Raw genomic sequence first — 24,649 nt, 5'->3', positions numbered from 1 at the left:
ACGCGAGCGCGACGGCGATGAGCCAGGCGCTCGCGCCCGTGATCAGAAGGATGGTCAGTGCGTCGAAGAGGCGGAATGCAGTGGGTCTGTCGCGAGTCTCAGACGCTGCAATGGCGGCTCTAAATGTCACTATCTACGCAAACGGGATATGGATAGCTTTCGATATGCAATGCTGCGCGCTAACCTCGGGTTCGTGCACATGAACGAGTTCTCCGCCGAGGAGTTCGAAGACATCGTTGGCGAATTCTTTATCCCGACGATCTCCCTCGGTGGGCGTGACTTCCCCGTGCGGGTAGCGGTGCAGGCGCTGGGCGAGGGTCTGACAGTCTCGCGATCGCGCTGGGGGCCGAGGTCGTCGAGACGGACGGACCGGATGGCGGCGAGAGCGTCGGAAGACAACCGGATGCTCTTCGCCGTACAGCTGACCGGCCAGGGCCACACGATCCAGCGCGACCGGCTCGCCAAGTCGGCGGTTGGTACGGGCGTCCTGATCGAGGCGCGCAGTCCCTTCGAGCGGGTCACGCCGACCGGGGGCCGGTACCTGACCTTGTCTTTCTCCCGCGAGCTGCTGCCGCTGCGTGGCCCCGCGATCACCGAGGCCTGTGCACGCAGCACGGATCTCACAGCCCCGGCCATGCAGACGCTGAGCGCCTACCTGGGCCGATTGTTCGCGGTCGCCGACCGCCTCACCGCGCCGCAGCGACTGGACGCCGGGCACGCCGCGATCGACCTGCTCGCCATGGCGCTGCGCGACGTCGTCCCCTCGGTACCCGGCGCGGATGGCTCCGCGGGGGTGCTGCTCGAGATGATGCTCATGCACATCCGCGAACACCTGGCCGACCCAAACCTGCACGTTGAGCAACTGGCGCGCCGGCACAACGTGTCCGTCAGTCACCTGTACACCCTGTTCGGACGGATCGGCACCACGCCCGGTACGTACCTGCGCGAGCAGCGGCTGCTCGCGGCACAGGCGATGCTGTCCGACCCAAGGCGCGCCCGCCTAACGACGTCGGACATCGCGGCTTCGGCAGGGTTCCCCGAGTGGAGGACTTTCCTGCGGGCGTTCCGACGGCAGTACGGGATGACGCCGGCCAGTTGGCGCCGTGCGCATTGCCACTCCGAATCTGCTCCCGCAGTCCTCGAGGAGAAATTTCCTTCGAATTGACGGGAAGAGCCACGTCTCGCATCTCCAGGATGGACGTTTCTCTTGAGTGGGCGACACTTCATCCTCGCGAGTTGCAGAAGCAGTCCGCGGTGGCAAATTTCGGGCTCGCGGATGACATGTCGGAGAGTTGGTCGAGCGCGGAGCCCCTACGACTTCGCAACCAACGAGCACGGCCTGCGTTGCCTGTCGGTCGAGGTGAGAGCCGACGCCGTACTGCTCGTTCTCGAGGACGACCGTGGCCGGCACACGATCGAGCACGGAATCGGGCAGTGGACTCAGCAATGCACCGGCGTGAGCGTCTGGCGGCTCCACCACTCCTACCAGGACGCTGTCGCCGCCATCCTGGCAGGTGCACAGTGGTCGGTTCCGGGTGAGGACGGTGCCCTGGCCGACACCCTGTGCCTGACGTGGCATTTCCTCGAATCGCCGTTCATCGACCAGCTCACGCTCCGCTTCGACGCGGATGGCGTCACCCGGCGCCGATTGCTCTGCTCGGCGGCCACAACCGCTGCGCTGGTCGTCGCCACCGCTTCAGCCGCCGCACAGGCAGACGCGGAAGCCGAGCCCGGCAACCGGACAGGGCCCGCTTGAATGCTACCCACCCCTGCCACAGTCAGCCCTGAATTGGCAGGACTGATCAGCCGACAGCCTGCTCCGGGCTGGCACAGGATCCCCCACCGACTCCACGAGTTGGCGCTCCCTGGTCGCGATGAGGGGAGAAGATTCCGGCATTTCCGAGCTCATCGCGAGGCTCGGGATCACGGTGACGCCCGACCGGATTGTCGACGTGCCGGTGTTCCGTATCAGCGCCGCCCACGTCTCTGCCCGGAACCGCGCCCGAATCCTGATGCACCTATCGAGGGGAACACCGGTTGCGCTGGGACGTCGCCTGGAACCTGACCTGGTGGCTGCGCCAGGCGACGCGATTCCGCGTGATCGCCGCGGTGGTACCGCCGGCGACCGGGCATTTACGTCCCAGCCGCTGAACCGGTCGCCGCGGCGGCTGGCCCTCCGACTCTGAGGGTGCGAGGTCGGCCGCGTCGGCGGCCGCGCCGATCGGGCTCGTGGTGTGGTGCCTCCTCGTCGAGGGCCTCCTCGTCGAGGGCCTCCTCGTCGTCCACGGCTTCATTCTCGGCGGCCTCGTTCTCGGCGGTCTGCTGCCCGCCACCGCGGCGCCGGGCCGCTGCTTCCCGCAGGTCGAGTGCCAGCTGCCTGAGTGCCTCGAGCACCCGCAGGGCGAGCTGACGCAGGAACTGTAGGAACAGCGTGATCTTGCGGACGACGAGGGTGAGAGCGAATGCCGCCCCGACGCCACTCAGCAGCGGCTTCGCGGCTGATGTGAGCGTCGTGACAGCACCCTTCACTGTGTTGGTTGCGGTGCCGGCGGTCGTTGTGACCGCGTCCTTCGCGGTGTTGGTTGCGGTGCTGGCGATCGTTGCCAGGCCACCCGCGGCGCTCGTGCCGGATTCGGTGCTGCTGGTCGCGACTCGGTCGAGCCTGTTCGCGACGCCGCGGTCGCCTGAGCGTGCCTTCTTGGTCGCGGCGCCCCGGACGGTACCTTCGGCGCGTCGCATGGCGGACCGCGCAGGATTGTCTGATGCGGCGGGGTCGGCGGATCCCATGGTCTCCCTCGAATCTCGGGTCGGTTCGGTGGTCATGTCCATTCCTCCATGTGATGAGGTACGGATGCGGGCACTGCGTCGCTGCTCGGACGGATACCACCTGTGAAGATCAAGTAATCCAGGTTTTCGATCTCCTCATGATCTCCGCGTCCGCGTGCACCTGCCGCTCGTGGAGAACCGCGTGGTCTTCGGGAGCGCCGGATGGACGCCATTTCGGCCAGCCCGGAAAAAGTCGTCAACGTCAGGCGAGAAGTCGTGCACCTGTCGTCGGCGGACGGAACGCCCACGGCCGGCGGCGGACCTCGATGGCGCGGAGTAGTACGGCGTGGGCTGGTATGGGGTGAACATCGTCGACGGCGAGCGCCTGAGCGTGGCCGACGCCTACCTACGCCCGCATTTCGACCGGGCCGGGCTGACCGCGACCGCCGACGCGATGGCGCTGCGGCTACTGCTCGACGGGGACCGGTGCGCTGGGGTCGAGTACCGGGTCGAGTCCGAGATTCGACGAGCGCACGCCGAGCGGGAGGTGGTCGTGTGCGCCGGAGTGATCGGCAGCCCCGCAGCTGCTCATGGTGTCGGGCATCGGCCCGGCCGAGCACCTGCCTCAGGTGGGCGTGCCGGTGATCGTCGAGCTGTCCGGAGTGGGCGAGAACCTGCACGACCACCTGCAGAGCGGCATCGTCTGTGCCGTCGATGAGCCGATCCTGCTCGGCGAGAACAACCACACCGAACTGACCGCGCTGCTGCGCACCGACGAGTCACTGCCCGCCCGGACATCCAGCTCTACCGCATTCACGCGCCGTTCTCGCCAGCCATGGACTCAGCGCCGGTGTACGGCTACACCCCGGCGGCAGCACAGTCGCTGCCGCGGAGCCGAGGCCGGCTGCGCCTGGCCGGTCCGGACATGCCGACGCCGCCATTGATCGACCCGGTCTACCTCGCCGACGAACGCGACGTCGACACCCTGGTCGCCGGCCTGCGTACGGCACAGCGCGTCGGCCGGGCCGAGCCGTTCACTCGCTGGCGGCCGAGCCAGCTGCTGCCCGTACCGGGCAGCGTCGCAGCGTCAGCACCCAGTTCCATCCGGTCGGAACCTGCGCCATCGGCATTGTCGTGGACCCACGGTTGCGTGCACGCGGGATACGCAATCTACGCGTGGCCGACGCCTCGGTGATTCCCTCGATACCGTCCATGAACCCCGACGTCACCGTGGTCGCCATCGCCGAACGCGCGGCCGCGCTGCTCACCGAAGACGCAGGCGGGGTGCCCTAGTCCTGCGACCCGAGCTGGCTACCGGCGACAGTTAACGCATACGATTGCGAACCACTGAATTCGCGATACCGCGCGGTGAATCTGGGCCCAGGCGGCCTGGTCTTCCGCCCGTCGCACTCGGGTCTGCTGGACCCGGATTCCGATCGGTACTGGTGCTCGGGTGGCCGTTGTGTGGCCAGTTCGTGGTCGGCGGATCTGACAACACCGCAGACAACAACGTGGGCGTTGCTCGGCCGGCAGAGGAACGGCTTGAACGAGGTATGGCCGGCGACCTCGATCGCGGTGCGAATCACGGAGAGGCGCCCACCGTCGAGATCGAGTGCATCAGCCCGCAGGCCGGCTACCTCGCCCCACCGCAGGCCTGCGCCCGCCGCGGTGGCGACGACGCCCCGATATCGTTCCGGGACGGCCGGGAGCAGGCGAGCGCGCAGTTCCGTCCGGCTGAGGACCCGCTCACCGGTGTCGTGTCGCCGGGCCCGCGGTATTCGCTCGTCGTCGGCGGGGTTGAACGGGATCAGACGGTTGCGCACCGCGGAGCGCAGGACGGCGCCGGTCAGCCGCAGAGCCTCCGCCGCGGTCGCCCGGGAGCGCTTCTGACCCAGCTCCGTCGCCCACTCCTGCAAGCTGATGTGGTCGATCTTCCCGAGCTGGACTGCGCCCCAGCGCGGCAGGACGTGCGCGTGCATGATCGAACGGTCCCGTGCTGCCGTGGTGGCTTCGGTGCTCCAGGTGGCCATCCAGCGCTCCGCGTGATTCCGGGACAGGAGTCGCCCGGCGTGGCGTGAGACGTAGGTGCCTCGGCTCTGACGTCTCCATCTCGGCAAGGAACTGCGCCGCGTCCTTCTTGGCGTGGTCGGCTCGGCGCGGGTGGACTGCCACCGCGACGATGACCGACGGGGAGATCACCGACGCACCTGTCCCCGTTCCGCCCGTCGAGGACCAAACTCGACTTATCGCGGAACTTCAGGAGGGCGTCGCTGAGCTCACACGCGAGGTGGATCTTCGTGGTCCAGCCTCCGCGTGAGCGCCCCAGCCCGTGATAGACAGGTTCGTTACCGGGTGGCTCGAGCTGCGCGTCGGGTTGACGACGGGCGCCGGCGGCGTGCTGGTGGGCGCGGTTGATCGTGGAGTCGACCGAGACGTCCCAGCGGATCAACCCGGCGGCGTCGACCGAGGCCATCCACGAGATCCTCTTACGACCAGCCGGCCAGGAGCTCTGGACGGGCATGGACCACCGACTGCTAGGGCGGACCGGAGCGTCCGTCAGTCCGGTCGTTCAGGCCCTCACCCGTTCGGCGACCGGCTGCAGGACGAAATCGAATCCGGCCGCGTGACCGGTGTGCCATCGTGCTCGCCGCTGGTCGGGCTGATCACCAACTCGTTCTTGACCGCCGAGCATGAGTCGTTGTCGAGGTATGGGTCGCCCTCGAAGTAGAGTTGGGTGGTCAGCGGTGTGAACCCGCTGGCGGTGATGGTCCAGTGCAGGTGTGCCGGCCGCCAGGAATGGCGGCCCAGAACGGTTTCCATCAGGTAGCCAGTGGGCCCGTTGCTCGGGATCTGGTAAGGGACCGGAAGGATCGAACGGAACTCGAAGGATCCGTCATTGTCGCTGTAGAACCGGGCGCGCAGCAGGTATTCGGCCGGCAGAGCGGGGTCGAAGAAGGTGTACACGCCGTCGTTGGTGGAGTGCCACACGTCGATCAGCGCCCGGCCGACCGGCGCGCCGTCGGGTCCGGTGACCGTGCCGCGGAAAAGCAGGGGCTCACCGGGCTCGTCCGGACGCATCGGCAACTCGTACGGTTTTTCGGTCAACAGTGGCGCATTCTCCTTGTAGTACGGGCCGGTGATGGCGCTGGGTGTCCACGTGCCGGCCCCGTAGCTGGCGGTGTTGACGGTGGATTCGAGGAAGGCATCCATGAACAGCGGCCACTCGCCGGCTTCACTGACCGAGATCAGGTACTTCATGACGGCCTCGTACTCGTGATATCCGAGATCGTGCTCGACGACGAAACCTCGGACGAGATCCATGAACTCGTCGAACAACTCCACCGTGCGTCGATCAGCCATTGCAGCTCCTATCGCGGATCTCCGTGTTCCCCTTCAGCATGGCCGGGGGCGGCCCCGTCGAACGCCACCCGCGGGAACTCGCCGGTCGGGGGCATCGGCCCGCCCTCGTCGGCGGCCGGCCCTTGCTGCGTCCGTCGTGCCGTTGTACGCTTAGCGTACGGCGAGGTTCGCTGTGCGGACGGCGCGGCGCAAGTGTTTCCGCCCGCTGGGTACGTGTCAAGGGGACCCATGCCTATCTCCCGCGATGACCGTAGCTTTGTGCAGTCGCTCGAACGCGGGCTCGCGGTGCTCCACGCCTTCGACGCCGAGCATGCCCGGCTGACGCTGCGCGAGGCGGCCGAGGCCACCGGTATCTCCCGCCCGGCCGCCCGGCGTCTCCTGCTGACGCTGGAAGCGCTCGGCTACATCTCCAGCGACGGTTCGGGCTACCAGCTGACTTCGCGGGTGCTCACCCTGGGGTACGGCTATCTCGCGTCCCGGTCGATCCACGAGGTCGCCGAGCGCCACCTGGAAAGGTTCTCCGCGAGCATCGGGGAGTCGTCGTCCCTGTCGATGCTCGACGAGACCGACGTCGTGTTCGTGGTCAGGGTTCCGACCCACCGGATCATGAACTACAGGCTCTCCGTCGGCGCTCGCCTGCCCGCCTACGTCAGCGCCCACGGCAGGGTCCTGCTCGCCAACATCAGCGATGAAGCCCTCGACCGCTACTTCCAGCAGGCGGAGCTGCTGCGGTTCAACAGTCGCACCTGCACCAGCGAGGTGCAGCTGCGCGCCGCGCTGGCGACGGTGCGGTCGCAGGGATGGGCGCTGATCGACCAGGAGTTCGAGGCGAACGTGCGGTCCATCGGCGCACCCGTCCGCGACGCCGCAGGGCTGGTGGTGGGGGCGATCGGCTGTTCGTGCCACGCCGGCCGGGTGTCGGTGGAACAGTTGTCGGAGGAATTCCTGCCGTGTCTCCGGGAGACCGCCGCGGCGATCACGGCTGACCTCGGGGGCAGTCCCGACGGCAACCCGGGCCGCCACCGGACCGCGCCGCAACCGTGAGCTCGCCGACGAACCCGGTGGGCGCGGGCCGCTGTCGTTGCTCGCGCCCCGGGAACCCGCCGGGGCAGTGCTGAGAGATCGGAGCGTTCGTGGCCACGAGCTTCCTCGACATCCGCCAGCTTGAATGCTTCATCGCCGTCGCTGAGGAACTGCACATGGGACGGGCTGCCTCGCGATTGCACATGACTCAGCCACCGCTGACCCGGCGCATCAACCGCCTGGAGCACGACCTGGGCGTGTGCCTGTTCGTCCGGCACAGCGGGGGCATGCAGCTCACCGAGCCCGGCGCGGTTCTCCTGGATCGCGCCTACCGGATCGTCCGGCTCTCCGATCACGCCGTCGAACGGACGCGGCTGGCGGATCGGGGCCACGTCGGCGAGCTCGCGATCGGATACTTCGGAACGACGATCTTCGACGCGGTCCCCCGGCTACTTCGCGGCTTCCTCGACACGCATCCCGAAGTAGCGTTGCGCCTGGAACTGGCGCCGAAGAACGTCCAGGCCGAGGCAATTGCCGATGGCCGGATGCACATCGGGTTCAGCAGGTTCTACCGGGATGAACCAGGACTCACCGTCCGCCGCGTCTGCACCGAGCCGGTCTTCGTGGCGCTGCCCGACTCGCATCCCCTCCTGCGGCGCAGCGAGGTCCGGGTGGGCGACCTGCGCGACGAGGAGATCGTGCTCTTCCCCTCGGCGCCGCGGCCCAGCTTCGCCGACGAGATCAGTCAGATCTGCAACGACGCCGGTTTCGTCGTCAGGGTCGCCTGTGAGGCCGAGGATGCTGTCACCGCCCTGTCCTACGTGGCCGCCAGCGGGTTGTGTGCGATCGTCCCGCGTTCGGCCACCTGCATCGCCCTGCCGGGCGTGAGCTTCGCGCCGCTCGGGGACGCCCGGTGGCAGGACCTCAGCTGCCTCCACCGCGCGGGCGAGGTCGCACCCGTGGCCCGGTCGTTTCTGAACTATCTCGACAACTGGACCGAAGCGAATGACAGGGCACGAACCGCCATGCCCAAGTGATTGCGCGGCGATACCAATCTGGTAAATGGCGATCATGGGCGGGCGACTGACTCGGCAATACACTCGGCTCAGCCACGATCTGATGGGCCGAGTAAAATGTCGAGAAAGTGAGCCGACATGGGGTCGCTGCAGGAGAAACGGACAATAACGATGGACCGGGATCCGGACCATCCCTTCGACCCGCCGCCGTTGCTGTACCGGCTGCGCGACGCCGGACCGGTCGTGCCGGTCATCTCCAATGGCGGGACCCCGGCCTGGATCGTCACGCGGTACGAGGACCAGCGGACGCTGCTCGGTGACCCCCGGCTCAGCTCGGATCAGACCCTTCCCAATTTTCCGGTGGCGGTCGAAGGGATCAAGAAGAGTCAGGCCGAGCTTTCGCGCACCATCATCACCTTGGACAACCCGCGGCACGACGTGCTCCGGCGGATGTACGGCCGAGATTTCACGATCAACCGCATCACGGCCCTGCGCCCGTCAATTCAGGGGCACGTCGACAACCTGATCGACGATATGCTCGGCGGCCCCAAGCCTGCCGATTTCGTCGCCTCGGTGGCGCTGGCGCTGCCGACCCTGGTCATCACCGACTTCCTCGGCGTGCCGTACGAGGACCACCAGATGTTCCAGGGCATCACCGAGAAGATCGTCTCGCCCGAACTCCCGGCCCAGGAGCTGGCCGAAGCCACGAGCGAGCTGGTCGAGTACGTCGGGGGACTGCTGGACACCAAGCGAGACGATCCTCAGGACGACATGCTCAGCCGCCTGGCCGGGTATTGGGCGGCCGGCGAGATATCCCGGGCCGAGGCGATCGGCGCCGGAATGGTGCTGATCCCGGCCGGGCACGAGACGACCGCCAACATGATCACCATGAGCACGATCGCGCTGCTCGACCACCCCGATCAGCTTGATCAGATCCGGTCCGGCGAGGACCGGGAGCTGATCGCGAACGCCGTCGAGGAACTGCTCCGCTACAACCACGTGACGCATTACGGCCGCCGGCGGGTGGCCCTCGCGGACATCGAGATCGGCAGTCAGCTCATTCTCGAGGGCGACGGGGTCATCCTCCCGGGCAACCTGGGCGATCGCGACCCCGACGCCTTTCCCGGCGACCCGGATGAGCTGGACATCCACCGCCGGTCCCGGCACCACCTCGCGTTCGGATACGGCATCCACCAGTGCCTCGGCCAGATGCTGGCCCGGGCCGAGCTGCAGATCGTCTTCTCGACGCTCTTCCGGCGCATCCCCACTCTCGACATCGCGATACCGCGTGATCAGATCGCGTTCAAGTCGGACTTGTTCGTCTATGGCGCATACCGGCTTCCGGTTACCTGGTAGAAAGAGGAAGAAGATTCATGAAAATACAACTCGACGAATCCAAGTGCGTGGCTTCCGGTCCATCGATACGAACAGCTCGTGCTTGCCACCTGCGTCCGGGACCGAACGCTCGACGTGCCGGGCTTGCCGTTGGCGGGGTCTGCACCCTGCGCACGTTGCGCGCCGCCCAGCAGCTGCGCCGGCGGCTCGATGACGCCGAAAACGGGCTGGTAGTCGGCGCTGGATTCATCGGTCGTGAGTTCGCGACCGGGCGGCGCGGCCGGCAAGTGCGCAAGCTGGAAGCCTGCCCCCGGATCCTGCAGCGGAGCCTCCGCTCCGAGCACGTTGTGGACGACCACCGGTATTCGATGGAGCAGCATTACGTGCACCGCGGGCCGAAGGGCCAGACGCTCGTCGTCCGCGCTGTTCCTCACGCACGGCGGGCGCGGTGGCACCCCCAGGACGCGGTACTGCACACGCTTCCCCAGGAGTGCGGCGGTAAGGAGATGAAGATCGCGGTCAACCTGAAGAACTCGCTGAGAACCTTTTCCTCAAGGGCAACGCAACGCACGCTGCAGCCCCCGACAATCGAACCGTGCGCTACCGCAAGCAGCGGTAGCCGGCACGGTGACCCGAGACCTGTTCGACAAGGCGCGCGGGCGGTCACCGCTCAGCTGACGCACAGCGCTGTTCCGCTGCTGTGCGCCGCCACGATCGTGTTCACCCGGCAGCAATTTCGGCTCAGGGGCATACCTCGTGGTTCCGGTTTCGCATCCGGATCAGGTATCGGACCGGCGTCTCCGTGCGCTGTTGACTGTTGAGTAACCGACGAACGGAAGTTCGAGATGACTGCACCCATCCCCGCTGTGAATGCGGATGTCGTCGTCGTCGGCACCGGGCCGGCCGGGGCGGCCGCATCAGCGCTGCTCGCCACGTACGGTGTCTCCACCGTCGCAGTGAACAAGTACGGCTGGACATCGCGCACTCCGCGGTCGCACATCACCAACCAGCGCACGATGGAAGTGCTGCGGGACCTCGGACTCGAAGACCAGGCAGTCGCGCTCGCCAGCCCTCGCGAACTGATGGGGCAGAACACCTACTGCACCGCGGTGGCGGGGACCGAACTGGGCCGGGTGCGGACCTGGGGCACCGAGCCCCATCGAGGCGCCGACCATGACCTGGCTTCGCCCACCCGCATGTGCGACCTGCCGCAGAACCTCCTCGAGCCGATCCTGGTCGACGCCGCCGCCCGGCGCGGCGCCCGGGTGCGCTTCGACACCGAGTACGTCGGCCACGTCCAGGACGACGACGGGGTCACAGTCACGGTCGCGGACCGGCTGACCGGCGCGCAGTACGACATTCGCGCGCGATACCTCATCGGCGCCGACGGCGCGAACTCGAAGGTGCTCGCCGACCTCGGCCTCCCGGTCGAAGGGCAGATGGGGGTTTCCGGGGCGCTCAATATCGTCTTCGCGGCCGACCTGTCGCCCTGGGTCGCGCACCGGCCCAGCGTCCTGTACTGGGTGATCGCCCCCGGTTCGGACCGCGGCGGCCTCGGCATCGGCCTCGTCCGGATGGTGCGGCCGTGGCACAAATGGCTGGCGATCTGGAACTACGACGTCGATGACGGCCCGCCGGCGCTTTCTGACGAGGAAGCCACTGGCATCGTGCGGATGCTCGTCGGCGTGCCCGATCTCGACGTCACGATCGAGGCCACCTCGGCCTGGACGGTCAACGACGCCTACGCGACCCAGCTGTCCGACCGGCGGGTGTTCTGCCTGGGCGACGCCGTCCACCGCCACCCGCCGACCAACGGGCTCGGATCGAACGTCTCCATCGGCGATGCCTACAACCTGGCTTGGAAGCTCGCCCACGTGTTGCGCGGTCAGGCCGACCCGTCGCTGCTCGACAGCTACGACGCCGAACGGGCGCCGGTCGCGAAGCAGACCGTGACCCGCGCCAACAAGAGCCTGGGCGACTTCCCGCCGATCCTCGCCGCGCTCGGGCTGCTCGGCACGTCCGACCCGGACCAGCTGAGAACCAACATGGCGGCGCTACGAGACACCGACGCGGCGTCCGAACAGCAACGCAGCGCGCTGCGCACGGCGATCGACTCGACGCACTACGTCTACAACACCCACGGCATCGAGATGAACCAGCGCTACACCTCGTCCGCCGTCGTACCGGACGGGACACCGGAACCGGAGTGGCAGCGCGATCCCGAGCTCTACTACCAGCCCAGCACCCGCCCCGGCGCTCCGCTGCCGCACGCGTGGCTCGCCCGTGGCCGCCAGACCATCTCGACCCACGACCTCGTCGGCCACGGCAGCTTCACGCTCCTCACCGGCACCAACGGTCTGTACTGGCGCCAGGCGGTCGAGGACGTCGCCGCGAAGACCGGCATCTCGATCGCGATCGAGATCATCGGGCCGGGACAAGCCACCGAAGATCCGTTCGGCGAGTTCGCCGCCGTCCGGGAGACCACGGAGTCGGGTGCACTGCTCGTCCGGCCCGACCACATCGTCGCTTGGCGAAGGCAAGCCTACGACGAAGGCGCACCCGATGCCCTGCTCGAAGCGATGACCCAACTCCGCGGCTGACCCAAGGTCGGATCCGCCGGGTCCCGGAGGGATGAACCCGGCGGACCTGGGCCGTGGGTCAGGGAGCTTCCGCTGTTGGGCGGCGCTGCTGTTGCAGTCCCAGACCTGGACCTGGGTGCCGGGTGTGGTGGAGGAGTTCGGGTCGTCCAGGCACTTGCCGGACTTGACCTGGACGACGAGCCGGACGCAGGCGACATCGCCCTGCTGCTGTCCGGGGGCACAACCGGCGCGCCGAATCTGATCCCCCGGACGCACGACTGCCGACGGAGTAGGCAATCCAGCGTCCGCGCTGGGCGAGCCGGGCGACGAAGTCGTGGGTGCCGCCCGCGGAGTCGGTGCGGATCAGGGTCTGCTCACCACCGGGATGGGCGCCGAGACGGTCGTCAAGAGATGCTGTGCGGGCTTGTGCCCACCGGGAACGACCGTCCACGCAAGACACCGTTGCCACGGCTTGTGCGGATCGCCGAAGTAGACCTGGATGCCCGTGGAGATCGTGAAGTGAGCGTGGCGGGCCATCTCCTTGCCTTGGTTCCAGGTGATGCTTCGGCGTAGTTGGGTCGGCAGGGTGCTGATCGCATGCCCCATCGCCCCTTCAACGCCGGAGGCGTTGCGCCCGTCGGGAAGGTGCAGCAACATCACGTAGCGGGTGCTCCGCTCGACCAAGGTCGAACCCGCCACGTCAAGCATCAGCCGGGACTCGACAGACAGGTGGCGGGTGGTGAGGACATATCCGCATGGTCCTGTACACCTCTGGCACGACGGGCGACCCAAGGGCGTTCTGGCCACCCACCGGTACGCGGGAAGCTTGCAGAGAGGCCTGGATGACGGCGGCACTTCGCCGACGTGATGTTCACTCCGCACGTGCTGACCCACGGGGCCGGCATGGTCTTTGCCAACTCGTTCCTCTTGCTGTTCGGCGGCTGGCGAGCCATGACGGACTCCTGGCAGGACGCGTCTCAGAATGCGGGTAGAGGCATGGAGGCTAGCGGGGGTGCGGACATTGCCGCTGGCGGGAAATGGCAAGGGGCGCTAGCGGCGACGCCGTCTTGCCGGTGCCAGGGCAGCATTTGGGTCTGGTCACTGGTGAAGACCAGGCCGACGTCGGTCCGGGGCCTGTATCGAGTCGAGCTGAGGACAGGGAATGCCGCCGTTGAGCCGGCAAGCCAACGCGGCTGGTCTCGAAGGAAGGGTTCGTGGCCATGTTCGATGGATTCGAAGAGTTTGACATTTCTACCGCGGGTGCGGCAATCCACGGACGTCGATGCGGCGATGGTCCGCCTCTGCTACTCCTGCACGGTATTCCGGAAACGCATCTTATGTGGCATCGCGTAGCTCCTCATCTCGCCGAGCGTTACACTGTCGTTGCGACCGATTTGCGCGGGTACGGCGACAGCGGCAAGCCGTCGAGTACCTCCGATCACGAGCCCTACAGCATGCGCGCCATCAGTCGCGACCAGATCGAGGTCATGCGACATCTGGGCTACGACAAGTTCAATATCGTCGGGCACGATCGCGGGGCACGCTGCGCCTACCGGCTCGCGTTGGACCACCCTGATATTGTTCTACGGCTCGCCGTGATGGACATTGTTCCCGTCGGTGACGCGTACGATCGCGCCGAGAAGGACTTCAGCCTCACCTACTGGCAATGGTCTTTCCTCGCCGCGCCAGAGCCAGTGCCAGAAGAGTTCATCAATGCGGTGCCGGCAAACCTGGTCGACTTCATGCTGAACACGTGGACCGAGGTGAAGGACGCTTTTCCGACGGAGATACGTGCCGCGTACATCGAGAAATTCGCCAACCCCGATACCGTGCATGCCATCTGTGAGGAGTTCCGTGCGTCCGCAACGTTGGACTACCAGCACGATGAGGCGGATCGTGGAAACCGGAAGATCGCGTGTCCCGTGCTCTTCCTTTGGAGCGAGCGCGGCTCGGTCGCGAAACTTTACGATGATCCACTGGCGATATGGCGCGGGTGGGCCGACGACGTCCGCGGCTGCCCCGTACCAGTCGGTCACTTCATCCCGGAAGAGGCGCCCGAGGAGACCACACGCCAATTGCTGAATTTTCTGGAGTAATGCGACCCGTTCCGCATGCACTCGTAAGCGACCTCGCGGGCGATGCCCAGAAGAGCCGCCACCTCGTCGACGCTGTAGGTCAGCGGTTCCGTTCCCTTCACGTTGCTCTTCCTTGAGTGGTCCTGCTCTTTCGCTGCTGCCGGTTCCGTTCTGCGATGGCCACAGCCAATTCGCGCTCGGCGTAGGTGCGGTGTCCGATGTGGAGGAGGCGCTGGTCGAGGGCGCCGAGCTCCCAGCAGGTGCGGCTCATCGCCTTGTGGTGCGGGGAGACGTCGAGGTGGTCGATGTCGCGGATCCGGCGGTCGGCGGTCCCCGACGCGCCGGTGCCTTTGGTGGCGTACTTGGCGATGTAGCCGGCGGAGGAGGCGTCGCTGATCTCCCCGTCGTCGAGGTGGGCGGCGTGGGCGGGGTGATGGTGCGCAGGTCGAGTTGGCGGCCCCACGCCAGCACCAGCGGTGTCCCGTCCGGGCGCGCGACGGTGAGCGCCGCGGCACGAGCGGCGAGCCGGACGGTGTCCGGAGCACCTCGGCAGTGAGGCCCGGTGGTGTGGGGTCGGTGGGTCCGTCGGGCCCGTCGAGGCGCAGGGCGGCGTGGAAGTGCACGAGCCCGCGGCGCTGGTACTCGGCCACCTTCGTGTACGACAGGCGCGCACCGAGCGCCCGTTGCAGTACTGGTCCGACTACTTGACAACCACCTGCCATGCGAGATATTGCGGACCGATCGGTCCAGCCGATTCCTTCCAGATTGCCCGGATAATGGCGACTTTGCCGGGATAGCATCACGAACCACGGCCTGAAAGTGGACCAGCTGGTATGGCCTGGTTAGCATGCGATCGATGCCTAGAGATGACGCCGGGGAGGACGCCCCGCTGCGGACTCACCGCGTCGATCAGGCAAAGGAACTCGTCCCGCACTGAAAGAAGAAGTTCACCATGAAGACACCGCTGCAGAAGGTCGCCATCATCACTGGAGCCTCGCAGGGCATCGGCTCCGCCCTGGTCGACGCCTACCGCAATCTCGGCTACGCAATCGTCGCCAACTCGCGCTCTATCACGCCCGTCGACGACCAGCACGTCCTGACCGTCCAGGGCGACATCGCCGACCCAGCCACCGCCGAACGCGTCGTCGCTGCTGCGATCGACCGCTACGGCCACGTCGACACCCTCGTCAACAATGCGGGCATCTTCTTCGCCAAGCCTTTCACCGAATACACCCTGGATGACTACGCCGCCTTCACGAGCACCAACCTCACCGGCTTTTTCCGCATCACCCAGCTCGCCGTCGAGCAGATGCTCGCCCAGGGCAGCGGCCACATCGTCAACATCACCGCCAGCATTGTCGACAACGCCGACGCCCGCGTGCCCTCCGTGCTGGCGGCGCTGACCAAGGGCGGGCTGCAGTACGCCACGAAGTCCTTGGCGATCGAGTACGCCGCCCGGGGCATCCGCACTAACGCCGTTTCTCCCGGCACGACCAATACCCCCATGCACCCGCGCGAGGCCCACGACACCCTCGCCGCTCTCCAGCCGGTCGGCCGGTTGGGCGAGCTGAGCGATGTCGTGGACGCGGTGATTTACCTGGAGAACGCCTCGTTCGTCACCGGCGAGATCCTCCACGTTGATGGCGGCATGAGCGCAGGCCACTGAGATGGGAAAACAAGTAAGGGGCAGCAAGAACCGACACGGAAGCGACCCTGCATGGCGTTCTCGACTGGATGGTCATGGAAGAATGTGACTTTGTCGTGGTTGGTGGCGGGACAGCCGGATGTGTCCTGGCCAACCGGCTCTCCGAGGACCCGACGGTGACAGTGATGCTGCTGGAGGCCGGCGCCGCGGACGCCCCTCCCGCCGTGTCGGACCCGGGTTCCTGGTTGCAGTTGGCCGGTACGGAGGTCGACTGGGCGTTCTCCACGACTCCGCAGAAGCAGACCGAAGGCGCTGTTCATCCCGTTCCGCGGGGAAAGGTCCTCGGGGGATCGAGCAGTATCAACGGAATGATGCACATCCGCGGCCACGCTCTCAGTTACAACGCCTGGGAGAAAGGCGGCGCGACGGGGTGGGGTTACCAGGAGCTGCTGCCGTTTCTGAAGCGCAGCGAGACCGCGCCGGGATGTGATTCTGCCTACCGGGGAACCAGCGGACCGATGATCGCGGCGCCTGCCCACGACACACATCCGCTGTTCGACGACCTTCTGGACGCCGCGATCGAAACTGGTCATGCCTACCACCACGACCTCAATGGGGCAGAAGGCGAGGGTTCGTCGTGGACCGAAGTGAATGTCGTCGGCAGGAAGCGCCAGTCCGCCGCCGACGCCTACCTACGCCCGATCCTGCACCGCCGCAATCTCACCGTGGTCGACCGCGCAGTCGCTCGCAGGCTCGTCCTCGACGGGCAGCGGTGTCGCGGTGTCGTCTACATCAGGGACGGCGAGGAGCATACGGTCCAGGCGCAGCGTGAGGTCGTCCTCACCGCCGGTGCGTTCGGCTCGGCACAGCTGCTGATGGTGTCGGGGGTGGGTCCGGCCGAGCAGCTGCGCGAGGTCGGGGTCAAGGTGAGGGCGGACCTGCCCGGTGTGGGCGAGAACCTGCACGACCACCCGCTCGTCGCCCTTGCGTACACGGCGCGTCAGCCGGTTGAGAGGGGCTTCTTCCGCAAGCCGAACGTCCTGTTCAGCAGCGGCCTTTCCGACCAGCCCGATCTGCAGATGATCTTTCTCGACAGCCCCCTCTATCCGCGCCTGCGGCCGGGAGAGGAGAGCGGGTACTCGGTACGCGTGGCGCTGATGACCCCGTTCAGCCGCGGCTCGCTCCGCCTGGCCGACGCGGACCCCGGCACGGCGCCGCTCATCGACCCGAACTACCTGGCCGACGAGCGCGACCTCGACCGCCTCGTCGTCGGCCTGCGACGGGCCAGGGAACTCGGCGGGGCGAGGTCCCTCGACGGCTGGCGGGAACGCGAGGCCGCCCCCGGCACTGCCGCACGCAGCGACTCCGACCTGCGCGACCACATTCGACGGAGTCTGTCCACCTACCACCACTTCGTGGGCACCTGCCGCATCGGTACGGACACACATGCGGTCGTGGCTCCGGATCTACGGGTGCACGGCATCGAGAACCTCCGCATAGCCGACGCGTCCGTCATGCCCTCGATCGTCTCGGGCAACACGAACGCCACCGTGCTCGCCATCGCCGAGCGGGCGGCCACCTTCCTGACGTCAGGAAGTCCCGTCAACGACCGGTGAAGCCACTAGGAGCTGTCCTCAAAGCCACATGCGGAGGGTCGCGAGGTCGATCATGGCCTGGTATGAGGTGGCGGTCTTGTCGTAGCGGGTGGCGATGGCCCGGTACTGCTTGAACTGGTTGAAGCAGCGTTCGACCACGTTGCGTCGCTTGTAGGCGAGCTTGTCGAACGCGGGTGGTCGCCCGCCGGCCGAGCCGCGGCGAGCCCGGTGGGCTTGCTGGTCACGCCGCTCGGGGATGGTCGCCCGGATCCCACGTCGTCGCAGGTATGCCCGGTTGGCACGGCTGGAGTAGCCCTTGTCCGCCAGCACCCGAACCGGACGCGTCGCCGGGCGACCTGGGCCGGGGCGGCGGAACTCGACACCGGCCAGGACCTGCTCGAACTGGGTGGTGTCGTTGACGTTGCCGCCGGTCAACACCACCGACAACGGGCGACCGTGACCGTCGCAGGCGAGATGGATCTTGGTGGAGGGTCCGCCCCGGGACCGCCCGATAGCATGATCATCTGGCTCGCCGTGTCCGCGGCAGGACCCGTCCACCCCCCGGGGACGACGGCGTGGTGATGGCCTTGCGGGCGCCAGCGGCATGCTGATGGGCGCGCACGATGCTGGAGTCCACCGAGACCTCACGGTCGAGCTCGTCGACCGCCTCGGCGATCAGCCGCACCCGCACCACCAGGGCGGTGAGGGTGCCGTTGCGTGACCAGCGCCAGAACCGGTTGTAGACGGTCTTCCACGGCCCGTACCGCGCGGGCACATCCCGCCACGCCACCCCAGTCTTGGCCTTGAACAACATCCCATTGATCACCCGCCGGTCATCCACCCGCGGCCGACCCCTCGCCCCCGAGACCGGCAACAACGGCTCGATCACCTGCCACTGCTCATCAGTGAGCTCGTGCCTGCGCACCACAAGCCCAAGATCAAATCAGAACGGCCACACCCGCTTTGAGGACAGGCCCTAGCGCCTGTTTAGAAAGTGGATCTTCGTCGCGTGTCTGTGCGTGTCGGTCCGTGGAGATGAGTGAGGTCTCCGGTAGATGGATCAACGACCAAGAAGACCATCACCACCGGAGACCTCGTGGGCACCGTACCCGCGGGTGCCCGTCATGACCTCACCGACGCGCAGTGGCAGCTACTTGAGCCGCTGCTACCTGCGGATACTGGACGTGGGCGGCCCCGAAAGTGGAGCAGGCGACAGCTGATCGACGGGATCCGGTGGCGGACCCGCGCCGGCACGCCATGGCGTGACGTACCCGAGCGGTACGGCTCGTGGCAGTCGGTCTATGGCTTGTTCCGATGTTGGCAGCGTGAGGGCGTATGGACCCGGATCTTGCAGTGCCTGCTGCAACTCGGTGATGAGGCAGGCCTGATCTGCTGGGACGTGTCGGTGGACTCCACGATCGTGCGGGCACACCAGCACGCCGCGGGTGCCCGCCGCGACCCGGCCGGCCAAGTCGAACCACCTGGTGCCGAACCGGCCGACCACGCGCTGGGCCGGTCTCGTGGTGGGTGGACCACCAAGCTGCACCTGGCCTCTGAACAGGGACGGACACCGTTTGTCGACGGTGATCACCGCCGGGCATCGGGGAGACAGCCCTCAGTTCGTGCCGGTCCTGGACGGCATCCGGGTCCTGCGGTCCGGGCGGGGCCGGCCCCGGACCCGCCCGGACCGGGTCCTGGCCGACAAGGCGTACTCATCACGGGCCAACCGCGCTTACCTGCGCCGTCGCGGTATCCGGGCGACGATCCCGATCAAGCGGGACCAGCAGGCCCACCGGCGCAAGCGAGGGTCACATGGCGGGCGGCCTCCACGGTTCGACCCCGACACCTACCGCCAGCGCCACGCTGTCGAGTGCAGCATCAACCTGCACAAACACCACCGGGGGTTCGCCACCCGCTACGACAAGCTCGCCCTGCGCTTCGAAGTCACCACCCAGATCGCTGGGATCAACATCTGGCTCCGCCGATTAGTAAACAGGCGCTAGTGGCCACATGCCTCCCGAGCTTTGGCCACCGCGTCTGCGAATTCTGGGCCCTCGGTGCTGAACGTGTCAGCAACGATGTCCGCCGGGCGGGAAATGGCATCGTGGAGAGCCCGGTACTGCGGGTTGGCTTCCGCGGCCGCCTGCGCCATGCCGACCGCTGACCCCCATCGTATGTACCCCGCCAGATCCTTGGTCAGATCAAGGCTCGCCGTTCTCGCCAAGGCAGCACAGGCCGCATCGGCATCGGCCTGGCCGGCCGTCGAGGCGAACAGGCCGGCCGTCGTTGCGAACCAGCCCAACCCAACGCCGCCACCACCGAGGACCAATCCTATAAATGCCCCGATCAGGAATGTGAGTCGAGTGCGGGGGCGGGCTGTAAACGCTCTCGACGTCTGCACCTGCGGGCCGCCTGGCCCCGTTACGGACGTGGGATGGCTGCCCTGGCCGGGTGGTGGGTAGGCGCTCCAGCCCGACACCGAGGCCTCGCCGGGAAGAGGCCGGTCGCGCTGCGGCTGCCCGCCCGCCCAACCTTGTTGACCGGTGGGATAGTTGTGCTCGCTCATCGGACTCGTCTCCTTGGTTCCTGCGCGTCTCCGATCGCGAGTAGATCATGTAATCCCGGAAGCCAACGTGGCCGGTCGTGAGTCCCACGCTCCACACGTGGCCTGCGAGCTGGCGGCGAGACAGCGGCGGACGAGCCCTGCGCCGCTCCCTCGTCTTGGCGAATATCGGCATCTTCGTTGGAGGCATCAACGAGCTTGTGCCTGAGGAGCGGCGGCAGGCGATTTTTGATCTGCTGGTTAGCCTCCTCACGTAGTTGAGACCCCGTCTGCTCTCCAACACAGATGTGCCCCGGGAGATCATTTGACGATGGTTCGAGGCCTCTGAGGGACGCCGTGCAGCGGTCGGTGAGCGGGCGTTGCCGGCACGCGGAGCGGGATTTCCGGTGGCGTCCGGTGGCAATCATGGTCGTCATTGGCGTGCCCACACGGCTCGGAAAACCTAGACCATCGGTGCACAGTCGTCGGAGACCGGCGAGGATGGCGCGTGAATGATCGTGATCACCTGGCCTCGACGGTTGCCGCGTAGCCAGCAAGATCGGTCGCCATGCGCTGCATAACCCGGGGAAGGAAGAGAGGTGTCATCCAACCGATCCCAGGCCGCATGCGCCAGGTGCCCCGCCAGTTGATCGTCGTGCCGCCCACTGCTGTCGGCTCCAGTTCAACTACTGCGCGATAATCCTTGATCGCGAAGTTGAAGGCGTCCTCGTAGGCGATGCGCCGGCCATCCACGAGCTCGGTCAGTCGCTCGCCCGTGACGATCCGGCCCGTGCGGAAGGCGCGGACGGTCCCGACGTCGTCACGGCTGCCCGGGTCGAGTCCGGTCGAGCTCTCTTCCACCAGTTCGTCCAGTCCGGAGGACCATTGCGGCCAGCTACGTCCGTCGATCAGTAGGCTCCAGACGGTGGTGACGGGGGCCGAAGTCGTCGCGCTGACGTGGTAGTGCGGCATCGCAGTGAACTCCTGAGCGGGATTCTCGGTGGGGCCTGGCGCGGCTTGGGGCGTCGGCCAGGGCGGGCAGTGTGCGTCGGTCAGGAGCGGATCTGCGCGGCGCCGACCGGCCCGCCGCTCTGGGCCGGGGTGGTGCCGCTGTCGTGTCGCTGCTGGCGGCGGGCCAACGGCTGCAGGGTCCGGTTGACGATGAAGTACTCGGCCACCAGGACGTTGCCCAGGATGGATGCCCACACGGCGGTGACGTAGATGTCGGCGAACGTGAGAGACGGGAAGGTCGTCTGCTGCAGCGCGATGCCGCTGAAGAGGTAGATGCGCAGCGTCACGGCAGCGAAGGTGAGCGAGTAGTTGCGGATCATCCACACGCGGTGCAGCTGCACCTCGCCACGGCGGATTGTCTGGAACGCCCGGAAGAGGGTGTAGAGCCAGGCGACCGACAGGATGTAGAAGGCGACCTGGGCGGTGAACCCACTGACCGAGTAGGTGGCAGCGATGAACGCGGCAACCGCTGCTACGACGACGCTCACCATGTAAACGCGCCCGGAGACCCGGTGCAGCGTGGGGTAGCGGACACGCAGCCGGGTGGCGAATTGGAACGGCCCGATGAACAACGCCAGGGCTCCGGGAGCCGCGTGGATGAGCAGTGACAGGAAATGTGGCATGGGGTCAGGGCCGAGTGGGAGCGCACCGGACAGCAAGGACGGGATGGCGATGAACGCGATGGCGATTGCTGAGGTGGTCAGCACGCCCCACAGCACCCGCGACCTGTTCAGTGATGGTGATTCCGATGTCAAGGCATCCTCTTGGGGTCTGATGAATGTCTCGGATCGCGCCGATCACGGCGTGGATCGTGCGCGCAGCCCGTCAAATTCGGAGGGGCGAAACGTCTGGCGGCTGCCCGCGGCGTTGCCGGCGACAACCAAGAACCGCGGGTCGGTCCGGGCCGGATCCGGACAGCGGCATGCTCGTCAGCACCGGGAGCCGAAGTACGCCGGCGTCGCTGCGACCGACGAACCGTCCAGTGATCGCCGCCATCGCCGGGCCTCCTGACTGTCAACGACCGGTCGCACTCTTGCGACCGGTGACAGTCTTCGGCCGAGACTCGCCGTGCGTACACCCACAGTGTGTCCACAGTGCACCCCGTCGCCACATCATCTGCGGGCAAGACGCGCAAGCAGCCGATTCGACGACCTCGGAGGCAGTTGCGTCTCGCCCGGTCCGCGAGCACAGGTGTGGATCAATCACCGGGAACGACGTCCGTGGCGACATCGCGGCTGTTGGCACCAGCCCGACGTCTCCGTCGATTCGGGCGGCCGAGGTCAAGGGCGACCGCCCAGCAGGCATGCTTGAACTGTGGAGCCGAAGTTCCCGTTCGGCGCCCGTTGTCCGACCACTGTGACCGGTGCCGGGAGGCTGCACGCGTGAGCGACTTCGCCGAGCTGCTGCGCCGGTACCGGACGGCCCGGTCGCTGACGCAGGAGGAGCTCGCGACCCGCGCGCGAATCACGCAGAAGGCTGTCGGGGCGCTGGAGCGGGGCGAGCGGCGTCGACCCTATCCGCACACCGTGCGAGCGCTCGCCGACGCGCTCGGCCTGGACGACGACGAGCGTGCCCGTCTGGTCGCGGCCGTCCCGCGGTCCGAGACGTCGACCGCGGCCCGAGCGAGGTCGTCCAGACTCGTCCAGATTCCCACTGACGATCGGTTGCCCGCACCCGCCTCCCCGGTGATCGGTCGCGACGACCAAGTGGAAGCGATCGTGGGTGCTCTGAGAGTGCCATCGCGTCCCGTCATGACGTTGACGGGGCCAGGCGGGGTCGGCAAGACCACCCTTGCGCTGCTGGTCGCGGCTGCGGCGCGCGAACAGTTCCCCGCCGGCACCGTGCTGGTCGAACTCGCCGACATCCGCAGCGCGGACGACGTCGTCCCGGCCATCGCCGGCGCGCTCGGTGTTCCCGACACCGGCACGGCCGACCTCATCGGCGCCGTCGCATCGTTCGTGGGAAATCGACGCCTGCTGCTCGTGCTCGACAACATCGAGCATGTCCTCTCGTGCGCGTCGGCGGTGGCCACGCTGGTCTCCACCTGCCCGGCGCTCACCATCCTGTCCACCGGTCGGACCCCGATGCGGATTCGGGCCGAACGCGAGGTGCGCGTGGCGCCGCTGGACCACGACACGTCGGTTCGGCTGTTCCGGGAGCGGATGAACGCCCGTGGCGGCACTGTCGCCGAGGACCAGCGCGACGCGGACGCGATAGCCCAGCTGTGTCGCCACGCCGACGGCCTGCCGCTGGCCCTGGAACTCGCGGCGACCGCAGCGTCCCGGATCGGCCCCCGCACACTCCTCCAGACGATGGACGCACCCCCGGACATCGCCCCCCACGACCTGCCCACCCGACAGCGGAGCATCACCGCAACCCTCGACTGGAGCACGCGGCTACTCACCGACCCCGCACGAAGACTCCTGGCTCGCCTGTCGGTGTGCGTCGGCGGATTCACCTGGCCCGACGCCCTCGCCGTCAGCGGTCTCATCGCCGCTCACGCAACCCGGGCACTCACCGAACTCGTCGAGCACTCCCTGGTGATCCACGTCGGTGACATCGGGGACGAAGAACGGTTCCGACTGCTGGAACCGATCCGACAGCACGCCGCCGAGCACCTCGATCACGACCAGGCCGACGACGCCCGAACCGGCCTGACCAACTCCGTCCTGGCCACCGCCCGCGTCCTGGCCAGTGACCTACACGGCGCCGGCCAAGTGACCGCGCTGCACCGACTCGAAGCGGGGCTGGGCAACCTGCGGGTCGTGCTCGACCAGCTCATCGAGCACGACCGCGACGACGACGCCGCCGAGCTGCTCTGGCTGGTTTGGCTGCACCTGGCCATCCGCGGACACGCTCGCGAGGGCAGCACCTGGGCCGCTCGTCTGCACCCCCGGCCGCTGACACTGCAGAGCCGGATCCGGCTGCTGGTGGCATGGGCGGGCCTGGAACACCTCACCGCCCCCACGGACGCTTGCCGACGCAGCCGGCAGGCCCTCGACCTCGCGACCGGCGACGATGAGGACGAGCTACTCGCCACCCAGGCCGCGACGCTCGCCGCTTCGACGGCAGTGTTCTCCCGGGACCTTCCCCTGGCCCGCGAACTGGTCGACGAGGCCAACCGCCGAGCCGACACTCTCGGCGACCCCTACTGGATCACCCACGCCCGCATGGCAACAACGCAGATCGCGCTGCTCGCCGGTCACGCACCCGACATCGAGCAGGCAGCACGGGATGCCGAAACGGCAGCGCGGCACCTCGGGTCGGCGTTCGAGACAGGGGCAGCGCTGAATCTTCGCGCCGTCGCCGCGCAGTTGGGCGGTCGCAATGACGAGGCCGCCGGGCTGCTGGGGGAGGCGATCGACCTCGCGGTCGCCGCAGTGAACAGCTGGACGCTGACCTACATGCTCTCGACCCTCGCCGTCGTGGCGGTCCGGCTCGGAGACCCCGACGCCGGTGCCCGCCTGTTCGGTGCATGGTCCGCCTACGCAAACGCGCACGGGGTGGTCGAGGACTTCCCCACCACCCATGAGCTGGTCACCCGCGACATCGACCAGGCCCGCCGTGACCTGGGCTCCGCCGCGTTCGACGTTGCCTGGCGATCCGGGCGGGAGGCGGGCATGGCGGAGCTCGTGGAAATCGCCCGGAAGGTTCGCGACCAGGCAAGCCACTGACCTTCCCGAGGCAGCACCGACTGGGTCA

At 67.4% G+C, this 24,649-nt stretch carries 22 protein-coding genes and 6 pseudogenes; 14 read left to right on the top strand and 14 right to left on the bottom strand.

What is annotated here, in order from left to right; translation table 11 throughout:
* Nucleotides 1–199: 199 nt before the first annotated feature.
* Nucleotides 200–1,165, top strand: coding sequence for a helix-turn-helix domain-containing protein (locus ACQPZQ_RS31960; RefSeq protein ID WP_433287000.1), 966 nt, complete (start codon nt 200–202; stop codon nt 1,163–1,165).
* Nucleotides 1,166–1,360: 195 nt separating this feature from the next.
* Entirely contained in the window at nt 1,361–1,756 is a 396-nt protein-coding gene (locus ACQPZQ_RS31955; protein WP_433286998.1) for a hypothetical protein, read from the top strand.
* 377 nt (nt 1,757–2,133) lie between these two features.
* Here ACQPZQ_RS31955 and ACQPZQ_RS31950 read toward each other — a convergent pair whose 3' ends face one another.
* Nucleotides 2,134–2,823 carry a hypothetical protein gene (locus ACQPZQ_RS31950; RefSeq protein ID WP_433286996.1) on the bottom strand — a complete coding sequence of 230 codons (690 nt, stop codon included), beginning with the start codon at nt 2,821–2,823 and terminating at the stop codon, nt 2,134–2,136.
* Between the two features lie 289 nt (nt 2,824–3,112).
* Between ACQPZQ_RS31950 and ACQPZQ_RS31945 the strand changes: the two genes are divergently transcribed.
* Nucleotides 3,113–3,484 (top strand): GMC family oxidoreductase N-terminal domain-containing protein, encoded by a 372-nt coding sequence (locus ACQPZQ_RS31945; RefSeq protein WP_433286994.1) that lies wholly within the window; start codon nt 3,113–3,115, stop codon nt 3,482–3,484.
* Nucleotides 3,485–3,601: 117 nt separating this feature from the next.
* Nucleotides 3,602–4,059, top strand: a pseudogene (locus tag ACQPZQ_RS31940) (GMC oxidoreductase).
* Here the strand turns inward: ACQPZQ_RS31940 and ACQPZQ_RS31935 are convergent.
* The 3 genes and pseudogenes from ACQPZQ_RS31935 to ACQPZQ_RS31925 all read right to left on the bottom strand — a co-directional run bounded on the left by ACQPZQ_RS31935 (nt 4,056) and on the right by ACQPZQ_RS31925 (nt 6,126).
* Nucleotides 4,056–4,796: a hypothetical protein gene (locus ACQPZQ_RS31935; RefSeq protein WP_433299720.1), complete on the bottom strand. Its 741-nt coding sequence runs from the start codon at nt 4,794–4,796 to the stop codon at nt 4,056–4,058. The pseudogene ACQPZQ_RS31940 and the gene ACQPZQ_RS31935 sit on opposite strands and share 4 nt — an antisense overlap.
* Nucleotides 4,797–5,047: 251 nt before the next feature.
* Nucleotides 5,048–5,212, bottom strand: a pseudogene (locus ACQPZQ_RS31930) (IS5 family transposase); the annotation flags it as partial.
* 131 nt (nt 5,213–5,343) lie between these two features.
* Nucleotides 5,344–6,126, bottom strand: a complete 783-nt coding sequence (locus ACQPZQ_RS31925) for a dioxygenase (RefSeq protein ID WP_433286992.1) — start codon at nt 6,124–6,126, stop codon at nt 5,344–5,346.
* A gap of 258 nt (nt 6,127–6,384) precedes the next feature.
* Here ACQPZQ_RS31925 and ACQPZQ_RS31920 point away from each other — a divergent pair, with 258 nt between their 5' ends.
* The 3 genes from ACQPZQ_RS31920 (at nt 6,385) to ACQPZQ_RS31910 (ending at nt 9,521) form a co-directional block, all read left to right on the top strand.
* Nucleotides 6,385–7,170: an IclR family transcriptional regulator domain-containing protein gene (locus tag ACQPZQ_RS31920; protein ID WP_433286990.1), complete on the top strand. Its 786-nt coding sequence runs from the start codon at nt 6,385–6,387 to the stop codon at nt 7,168–7,170.
* Nucleotides 7,171–7,259: 89 nt separating this feature from the next.
* Nucleotides 7,260–8,186 carry a LysR family transcriptional regulator gene (locus ACQPZQ_RS31915; RefSeq protein ID WP_433286988.1) on the top strand — a complete coding sequence of 309 codons (927 nt, stop codon included), beginning with the start codon at nt 7,260–7,262 and terminating at the stop codon, nt 8,184–8,186.
* Nucleotides 8,187–8,303: 117 nt separating this feature from the next.
* On the top strand, nt 8,304–9,521 hold the full coding sequence (locus tag ACQPZQ_RS31910; RefSeq protein WP_433286986.1) for a cytochrome P450: 1,218 nt from the start codon (nt 8,304–8,306) through the stop codon (nt 9,519–9,521).
* On the opposite strand, the gene ACQPZQ_RS31905 is transcribed toward ACQPZQ_RS31910, so the two are convergent.
* Nucleotides 9,488–9,859 (bottom strand): hypothetical protein, encoded by a 372-nt coding sequence (locus ACQPZQ_RS31905; protein ID WP_433286984.1) that lies wholly within the window; start codon nt 9,857–9,859, stop codon nt 9,488–9,490. The genes ACQPZQ_RS31910 and ACQPZQ_RS31905 overlap by 34 nt on opposite strands.
* Nucleotides 9,860–10,345: 486 nt before the next feature.
* On the opposite strand from ACQPZQ_RS31905, the gene ACQPZQ_RS31900 reads away from it, so the two are divergent.
* Nucleotides 10,346–12,100, top strand: coding sequence for an FAD-dependent oxidoreductase (locus ACQPZQ_RS31900; protein ID WP_433286982.1), 1,755 nt, complete (start codon nt 10,346–10,348; stop codon nt 12,098–12,100).
* 84 nt (nt 12,101–12,184) lie between these two features.
* Here ACQPZQ_RS31900 and ACQPZQ_RS31895 read toward each other — a convergent pair.
* From ACQPZQ_RS31895 to ACQPZQ_RS31885, 3 pseudogenes are all read right to left on the bottom strand, one after another.
* Nucleotides 12,185–12,355 (bottom strand): annotated as a pseudogene (locus tag ACQPZQ_RS31895) (RICIN domain-containing protein); the annotation flags it as partial.
* A 4-nt stretch (nt 12,356–12,359) separates the two neighbouring features.
* A pseudogene (locus tag ACQPZQ_RS31890) lies at nt 12,360–12,509 on the bottom strand (IS1380 family transposase); the annotation flags it as partial.
* A 29-nt stretch (nt 12,510–12,538) separates the two neighbouring features.
* A pseudogene (locus ACQPZQ_RS31885) lies at nt 12,539–12,766 on the bottom strand (transposase); the annotation flags it as partial.
* Between the two features lie 533 nt (nt 12,767–13,299).
* Between ACQPZQ_RS31885 and ACQPZQ_RS31880 the strand changes: the two are divergent.
* Entirely contained in the window at nt 13,300–14,175 is an 876-nt protein-coding gene (locus ACQPZQ_RS31880) for an alpha/beta fold hydrolase (RefSeq protein WP_433299456.1), read from the top strand.
* 97 nt (nt 14,176–14,272) lie between these two features.
* Here the strand turns inward: ACQPZQ_RS31880 and ACQPZQ_RS31875 are convergent, their stop codons facing one another.
* A complete protein-coding gene (locus ACQPZQ_RS31875; protein ID WP_433286980.1) occupies nt 14,273–14,617 on the bottom strand; it encodes a replication initiator in 345 nt (114 codons plus the stop codon).
* A 136-nt stretch (nt 14,618–14,753) separates the two neighbouring features.
* Nucleotides 14,754–14,876: pseudogene (locus ACQPZQ_RS31870) on the bottom strand (replication initiator); the annotation flags it as partial.
* A gap of 230 nt (nt 14,877–15,106) precedes the next feature.
* Here ACQPZQ_RS31870 and ACQPZQ_RS31865 point away from each other — a divergent pair.
* Both ACQPZQ_RS31865 and ACQPZQ_RS31860 read left to right on the top strand, forming a co-directional pair.
* Complete coding sequence (locus ACQPZQ_RS31865) at nt 15,107–15,820, top strand: SDR family NAD(P)-dependent oxidoreductase (protein ID WP_433286978.1); 714 nt, start codon at nt 15,107–15,109, stop codon at nt 15,818–15,820.
* Nucleotides 15,821–15,888: 68 nt separating this feature from the next.
* On the top strand, nt 15,889–17,415 hold the full coding sequence (locus ACQPZQ_RS31860; protein ID WP_433286976.1) for a GMC family oxidoreductase: 1,527 nt from the start codon (nt 15,889–15,891) through the stop codon (nt 17,413–17,415).
* Between the two features lie 18 nt (nt 17,416–17,433).
* Here ACQPZQ_RS31860 and ACQPZQ_RS31855 read toward each other — a convergent pair.
* Nucleotides 17,434–18,319, bottom strand: a protein-coding gene (locus ACQPZQ_RS31855) for an IS5 family transposase (protein WP_433299454.1) whose coding sequence is annotated in 2 segments (ribosomal slippage) — nt 17,434–17,931 and nt 17,933–18,319 — 885 coding nt in all. Because the reading frame shifts where the segments join, the coding sequence is not laid out codon by codon here.
* Between the two features lie 171 nt (nt 18,320–18,490).
* Between ACQPZQ_RS31855 and ACQPZQ_RS31850 the strand changes: the two genes are divergently transcribed.
* Nucleotides 18,491–19,397 (top strand): IS5 family transposase gene (locus ACQPZQ_RS31850; RefSeq protein ID WP_433286883.1). Its coding sequence is split into 2 segments (ribosomal slippage): nt 18,491–18,967 and nt 18,969–19,397, totalling 906 coding nucleotides; the frame shifts between segments, so codons are not numbered across the junction.
* Here ACQPZQ_RS31850 and ACQPZQ_RS31845 read toward each other — a convergent pair.
* The 3 genes from ACQPZQ_RS31845 to ACQPZQ_RS31835 all read right to left on the bottom strand — a co-directional run bounded on the left by ACQPZQ_RS31845 (nt 19,394) and on the right by ACQPZQ_RS31835 (nt 21,570).
* On the bottom strand, nt 19,394–19,960 hold the full coding sequence (locus tag ACQPZQ_RS31845; RefSeq protein ID WP_433286974.1) for a hypothetical protein: 567 nt from the start codon (nt 19,958–19,960) through the stop codon (nt 19,394–19,396). The genes ACQPZQ_RS31850 and ACQPZQ_RS31845 overlap by 4 nt on opposite strands.
* 498 nt (nt 19,961–20,458) lie before the next feature.
* Complete coding sequence (locus ACQPZQ_RS31840; RefSeq protein WP_433286972.1) at nt 20,459–20,908, bottom strand: SRPBCC family protein; 450 nt, start codon at nt 20,906–20,908, stop codon at nt 20,459–20,461.
* A gap of 80 nt (nt 20,909–20,988) precedes the next feature.
* On the bottom strand, nt 20,989–21,570 hold the full coding sequence (locus ACQPZQ_RS31835) for a DUF2306 domain-containing protein (protein ID WP_433286970.1): 582 nt from the start codon (nt 21,568–21,570) through the stop codon (nt 20,989–20,991).
* A gap of 43 nt (nt 21,571–21,613) precedes the next feature.
* Here ACQPZQ_RS31835 and ACQPZQ_RS31830 point away from each other — a divergent pair, with 43 nt between their 5' ends.
* Nucleotides 21,614–21,958 (top strand): hypothetical protein, encoded by a 345-nt coding sequence (locus ACQPZQ_RS31830; RefSeq protein ID WP_433286969.1) that lies wholly within the window; start codon nt 21,614–21,616, stop codon nt 21,956–21,958.
* 371 nt (nt 21,959–22,329) lie between these two features.
* Entirely contained in the window at nt 22,330–24,621 is a 2,292-nt protein-coding gene (locus tag ACQPZQ_RS31825; RefSeq protein WP_433286967.1) for an ATP-binding protein, read from the top strand.
* Nucleotides 24,622–24,649 lie beyond the last annotated feature (28 nt).

This window comes from Pseudonocardia sp. CA-142604 (genome assembly GCF_050948475.1).
GTDB lineage: Bacteria > Actinomycetota > Actinomycetes > Mycobacteriales > Pseudonocardiaceae > Pseudonocardia > Pseudonocardia alaniniphila.
The sequence above is the reverse complement of the archived record's forward strand: the minus strand, read 5'-3'. Positions and strand labels throughout refer to the sequence as shown.